Origin of the sequence: Pseudomonas sp. Sample_9 (assembly GCF_004307535.1) — a bacterium.
In the GTDB taxonomy this organism is placed as follows: Bacteria; Pseudomonadota; Gammaproteobacteria; order Pseudomonadales; family Pseudomonadaceae; genus Aquipseudomonas; species Aquipseudomonas mercuritolerans.
The window spans coordinates 1-5,344 of sequence record NZ_RAZO01000284.1; the positions used below are offsets into that span (position 1 = coordinate 1).

At 58.5% G+C, this 5,344-nt stretch carries 6 protein-coding genes; 4 read left to right on the forward strand and 2 right to left on the reverse strand.

Annotated elements, in window-relative coordinates:
• Nucleotides 1–145 precede the first annotated feature (145 nt).
• Both D6877_RS15535 and D6877_RS15540 read right to left on the reverse strand, forming a co-directional pair.
• Nucleotides 146–499: a BON domain-containing protein gene (locus tag D6877_RS15535; protein WP_016773155.1), complete on the reverse strand. Its 354-nt coding sequence runs from the start codon at nucleotides 497–499 to the stop codon at nucleotides 146–148.
• A 298-nt stretch (nucleotides 500–797) separates the two neighbouring features.
• Nucleotides 798–1,235 (reverse strand): pilin, encoded by a 438-nt coding sequence (locus D6877_RS15540; RefSeq protein WP_073475464.1) that lies wholly within the window; start codon nucleotides 1,233–1,235, stop codon nucleotides 798–800.
• A 226-nt stretch (nucleotides 1,236–1,461) separates the two neighbouring features.
• Between D6877_RS15540 and pilB the strand changes: the two genes are divergently transcribed.
• The 4 genes from pilB to D6877_RS15560 all read left to right on the forward strand — a co-directional run.
• Nucleotides 1,462–3,162, forward strand: a complete 1,701-nt coding sequence (gene pilB, locus D6877_RS15545) for a type IV-A pilus assembly ATPase PilB (protein ID WP_130911361.1) — start codon at nucleotides 1,462–1,464, stop codon at nucleotides 3,160–3,162.
• A gap of 2 nt (nucleotides 3,163–3,164) precedes the next feature.
• Nucleotides 3,165–4,382 (forward strand): type II secretion system F family protein, encoded by a 1,218-nt coding sequence (locus tag D6877_RS15550; protein ID WP_130911362.1) that lies wholly within the window; start codon nucleotides 3,165–3,167, stop codon nucleotides 4,380–4,382.
• A 1-nt stretch (nucleotide 4,383) separates the two neighbouring features.
• Nucleotides 4,384–5,256 carry an A24 family peptidase gene (locus D6877_RS15555; protein WP_130911363.1) on the forward strand — a complete coding sequence of 291 codons (873 nt, stop codon included), beginning with the start codon at nucleotides 4,384–4,386 and terminating at the stop codon, nucleotides 5,254–5,256.
• A gap of 8 nt (nucleotides 5,257–5,264) precedes the next feature.
• Nucleotides 5,265–5,344 (forward strand): dephospho-CoA kinase (locus D6877_RS15560; protein ID WP_178083693.1); only part of this gene is annotated, 80 nt, incomplete at its 3' end.

Here is a 5,344-nt window from a genome sequence, read left to right on the forward strand (position 1 = left end):
CCAAATAGAACAGGCCCCGACACAAGTGCCGGGGCCTGTAATGGTCACATCCGTGTGACCGTTCGCATGAACTCTAAAGTTGCGGCAGACGTATTGCTCGGCCCGTCTGTCGCGTCTTCTCCCGGTTCAGGCGAGAAGTCTTGCCTTACTCGGCTTTCAGGCCGTCAGCGGAGACCGCTTTAACGCCTTTGATTTTCTTGGCGATGCCTACGGCGACTTCTTTCTGCGACTCGGTTACCGCAGTGGTCGACGACAGGGACACTACACCCTTGTTGGTTTCGACTTTGATGTCGGTGCCTGGAATGCCTTTTTCGGTAACCAGGTCAGCTTTGACCTTGGTGGTGATCCAGGTGTCGCTGGTATCTTGTTTCATTTCGGTAACTTCACCGGCAGCCAGAACCATTGGCGCTTGGGTAGCCTGAGCGGACTGGGCGAAAGCGCCACCAGCCATGGTCAGGGTCAGAGCGGTAGCAGCGGCAGTGATAGCGAACTTCTTCATACGAGTAACTCCTGTTTTTACTGGAAGTCTGCTGTAACGCTTGTCAGCAGGGTTACCGGAGATATTGCGAACGCTGTGCCAACTTTTTCGTCCGCATAAAACCGTTTAAAAACAATAAGTTATGAAAAACGCTTATTTTCATTTTCATGCAAAATGCATGACTCAACGCAATTTCGCATGCAAGTTGCGGTTTTTCGGAAAGTTCATAAGCTGCTGAAATTATTGGAGCTTTTGTTAAGTGATCGCAGATACAAAAATACCCCGCAATGCGGGGCATTCTGATTATTCACCTTTGTGATTACGTACCGCTGGCCGTGCAACCGCGCGGAGAATAATCAGAGTTGACCGTCGTCGCACACGTCCAAACACCGGAGGTATTCCCCGTCGCCGCCCCGGAACGAGAAAGCGTAATGGTTTTACCTAACACCGGACCTGGTGCATTGAGCAGGGTACAGGTAAGCGTGCCTTCGCCAGTCGCGGCTGTGCCTGTAACTGCCAAAGTACAGTTGGAGGTAGTAGTCGCACCATTGGCAACGTTGGCCAGAGTTGGAGCTGTGCCTTGATTGATCGTGTCCTCGAACGGCACTTTCAATGCACTAATCTCCGCCAGCCCCGCCGTCACCTTCGACCGCGCCTGATACTTCGAATACTGAGGCAGGGCGATAGTCGCCAGAATGCCGATGATCGCCACAACGATCAGCAGCTCGATCAATGTGAAACCTTGTTGTTTTTTCATAGACACGCTCCATGCATGAGTCGAAATCTCATGATCTGAACAAGGCTCAGCACAGCCCATGCCAACGCCTTTCAGGCCCCGCCTGCTGGGCGCGCGCAATCCCCTGCGCCGTTTCCTACAACCCGCAACCGCACTATCTGACACTTTTTGTCACCTGCACCGGCCATGTTTGGCGCTGTCACTTGACTAGGCTATAAGTCATGAACGGCAAGCGTGCGGAATCCCCATGAATGACATCACTCTGAGCGGTCTGGCCAAGCAATTGGTCCAGGCCGAACTGCTCACGGAAACAAGCGCCCGGCAATCCTGGGCGCAGGCCCAGCACAACCGCGTCTCGCTGGTGAACTACCTGGTGCACAACAAACTGGTCAATAGCCGGCAGATCGCCGAGATCGCTTCGGAACACTTCGGCATGGCCCTGCTCGATCTGCATTGCGTCGACGAAGAGAGTCAGCCCAAGGGATTGGTCAGTGAGAAACTGGTTCGCCAGCACTGCGCACTGCCCCTCTGGCGGCGCGGCAACAAACTGTTCGTAGGCCTTTCCGACCCGAGCAATCAGCAGGCGATCAGCGACATCCAGTTCAGCACCGGCCTGAGCACCGAAGCGATTCTGGTCGAGGACGACAAGCTCAGCGACGCCATCGACAAGTTCTTCGAGAGCCATGCCTCGGGCCTCGAGGAAATGGCCGATGTCGATCTCGACGGCCTCGACGTCGAGGCCATCGATGACAACAAACAGGACGTGATCGGCGGCCTCGATGCCGACGACGCCCCGGTCGTGCGCTTCGTGCACAAGATGCTGCTCGATGCGATCAAGAGCGGCTCGTCCGACCTGCATTTCGAACCCTACGAAAAAAACTATCGCGTACGCATGCGCACCGACGGCATGCTGCGCGAGGTGGCCAAGCCACCGATCCAGTTGGCCGGGCGTATCGCCGCTCGCCTGAAGGTAATGGCCAGTCTGGATATTTCCGAACGGCGCAAACCCCAGGACGGGCGGATCAAGATGCGCCTGTCGAAAAGCAAATCCATCGATTTTCGCGTCAACACCCTGCCGACCCTGTGGGGCGAAAAAGTGGTGATCCGGATCCTCGACCCGTCCAGTGCGCAAATGGGCATCGACGCGCTGGGTTACGAGGCCGAGCAAAAGGCCTTGTACCTCGCCGCGCTGAAACAGCCACAAGGAATGATTCTGGTCACCGGCCCCACCGGCTCCGGTAAAACCGTGTCGCTGTATACCGGGCTGAACATCCTCAACACCGTCGACATCAACATTTCCACCGCCGAAGACCCGGTGGAAATCAACATGGCAGGCATCAATCAGGTCAACGTCAATCCTCGGCAAGGGCTGGACTTCGCCCAGGCGCTGCGCTCGTTTCTGCGTCAGGACCCGGACGTGATCATGGTCGGCGAGATCCGCGACCTGGAAACCGCCGAGATCGCGATCAAGGCCGCGCAAACCGGCCACCTGGTGCTGTCGACCCTGCACACCAACAGCGCAGCGGAAACCCTCACGCGCCTGCACAACATGGGCATTCCCGGTTTCAACATCGCCACCTCGGTCAGCCTGATCATCGCCCAGCGTCTGGCGCGCAAGTTGTGCGCGCATTGCAAACGGCCGCTGGAGATTCCTCACGAAACCTTGCTCAAGGAAGGCTTTCCCGAGGAACGCATAGGTCATTTCACGATCTACGAGCCGGTCGGTTGCGATCACTGCAACGGCGGTTACAAAGGACGCGTGGGGATTTATGAAGTGGTAAAGAACACACCGGACCTGCAACGGCTGATCATGGCCGAAGGCAATTCGCTGGAAATCGACATCCAGATGCGTCGCGACGGTTTCGCCGATCTGCGCACTTCCGGGCTGCACAAGGCCATGCAAGGCATCACCAGCCTTGAGGAAATCAACCGGGTCACCAAGGATTGAACATGGCGGTCAAGGCAGCGAAAGTCAGCGTTTACGCCTGGGAAGGCACCGACCGCAAAGGCAGCAAGGTCACTGGCGAACTGAGCGGGCAGAACCCCGCGCTGATCAAGGCGCAGCTGCGCAAACAGGGGATCAACCCGGGCAAGGTGCGCAAGAAATCCGCGTCCCTGCTGAGCTTGGGCAAACGCATCAAGCCGCAGGACATCGCCCTGTTCACCCGGCAGATGGCAACCATGATGAAGGCCGGCGTGCCGCTGTTGCAGTCCTTCGACATTATCGGTGAAGGCTTCGAAAATCCGGCCATGCGCAAACTGGTCGACGAGGTCAAACAGGAGGTCGCGGCCGGTAACAGTTTCGCCACAGCCCTGCGCAAGAAGCCGCAATACTTCGACGAGTTGTACTGCAACCTGGTCGACGCCGGCGAACAGTCCGGTGCCCTCGACACCTTGCTCGAACGGGTGGCCACCTATAAGGAGAAAAGCGAAGCGCTCAAGGCCAAGATCAAGAAAGCCATGACCTACCCCACCGCCGTGGTGCTGGTGGCGGCGGTGGTGACCGGCATTCTGCTGGTCAAAGTGGTGCCGCAGTTCCAGTCGGTGTTTTCCGGATTCGGCGCCGAACTGCCGGGCTTCACCCTGATGATCATCAGCCTGTCGGAGTTCATGCAGCAGTGGTGGTGGGCCATTCTTTTTGCGCTGGTGGCAGCGTTTTTCGGCACTCGCCACGCGTTGAAAACCTCGCAGGCCCTGCGTGACCGCCGCGATGCCTGGCTGCTGAAGCTGCCACTGGTGGGCACCTTGATGTACAAGTCCGCCGTCGCACGTTTTGCCCGCACCCTGTCGACCACTTTCGCGGCGGGGGTGCCGTTGGTGGAAGCGCTGGATTCGGTCGCCGGCGCCACCGGCAACGTGGTGTTCAAGCGCGCGGTGCTGCGCGTGCGGCAGGACGTCTCGACCGGCATGCAGCTGAATTTTTCGATGCGCAGCACCGGTGTGTTTCCCAATATGGCGGTGCAGATGACCGCCATTGGCGAGGAGTCCGGGGCACTGGATGACATGCTCGACAAGGTCGCCGGTTTTTATGAAGCCGAAGTCGATAACATGGTCGACAACCTCACCAGCCTGATGGAGCCCTTCATCATGGTGGTGCTGGGGGTCATCGTCGGTGGACTGGTGGTGGCCATGTACCTGCCGATCTTCCAACTCGGCTCAGCGATCTGATATGCCTATCGACGAACTGTTTGCCATGTATCCGCTGGCCTTTGTGGTCAGCGCGCTGCTGCTCGGGCTGGTGGTCGGCAGCTTCCTCAATGTTGTGGTGTGGCGCCTGCCGAAGATGCTTGAGCGTGACTGGCGCCAGCAAGCCCATGATGTGCTCGGCCTGCCCAGCGAAACGCCCGTGCCGACCTACAACCTGATGCTGCCGCAGTCCGCGTGCCCGCATTGCGGACATCGGATCCGCCCGTGGGAAAACATTCCGCTGCTCAGTTATCTGTGCCTGCGCGGGCGCTGCTCGGCTTGTTCGGCGCCGATCAGTAAACGTTACCCGCTGACCGAACTGGCCTGCGGCCTGCTCTCGGCATTCATCGCATGGCATCTGGGCTTCGGCTGGCCGGCGGGCTTGCTGATTTTGCTGACGTGGGGCTTGCTGGCGATGAGTCTGATCGACTGCGAACATCAGTTGCTGCCCGATGTGCTGGTGCTGCCGCTGCTGTGGCTGGGGCTGATCGTCAACAGCTTCGGCGTGTTCGTGGCGTTGCCCGATGCGTTGTGGGGCGCGGTGGCGGGTTATCTGGCGCTGTGGTCGGTGTTCTGGCTGTTCAAACTGCTCACCGGCAAGGACGGCATCGGTCACGGCGATTTCAAGCTGTTGGCCTTGCTTGGCGCTTGGGGTGGCTGGCAGATTCTGCCGCTGACGATTCTGTTGTCATCCTTGGTGGGAGCGATTTTGGGCGTCGTCATGCTGCGCCTGCGCGCCCAGGAAACCTCGACGCCGATCCCCTTCGGACCCTTTCTGGCAATTGCCGGCTGGATTGCCTTGCTCTGGGGTGGTCAAATAACCGACTTCTATTGGCAGTCTGTCGGTTTGAAATGAATACCCCTGTGGAAAAACCCTGGATTCTCGGCCTGACCGGCGGCATCGGCAGCGGCAAAAGCGCGGCGGCGCAGCACTTCATCGACCT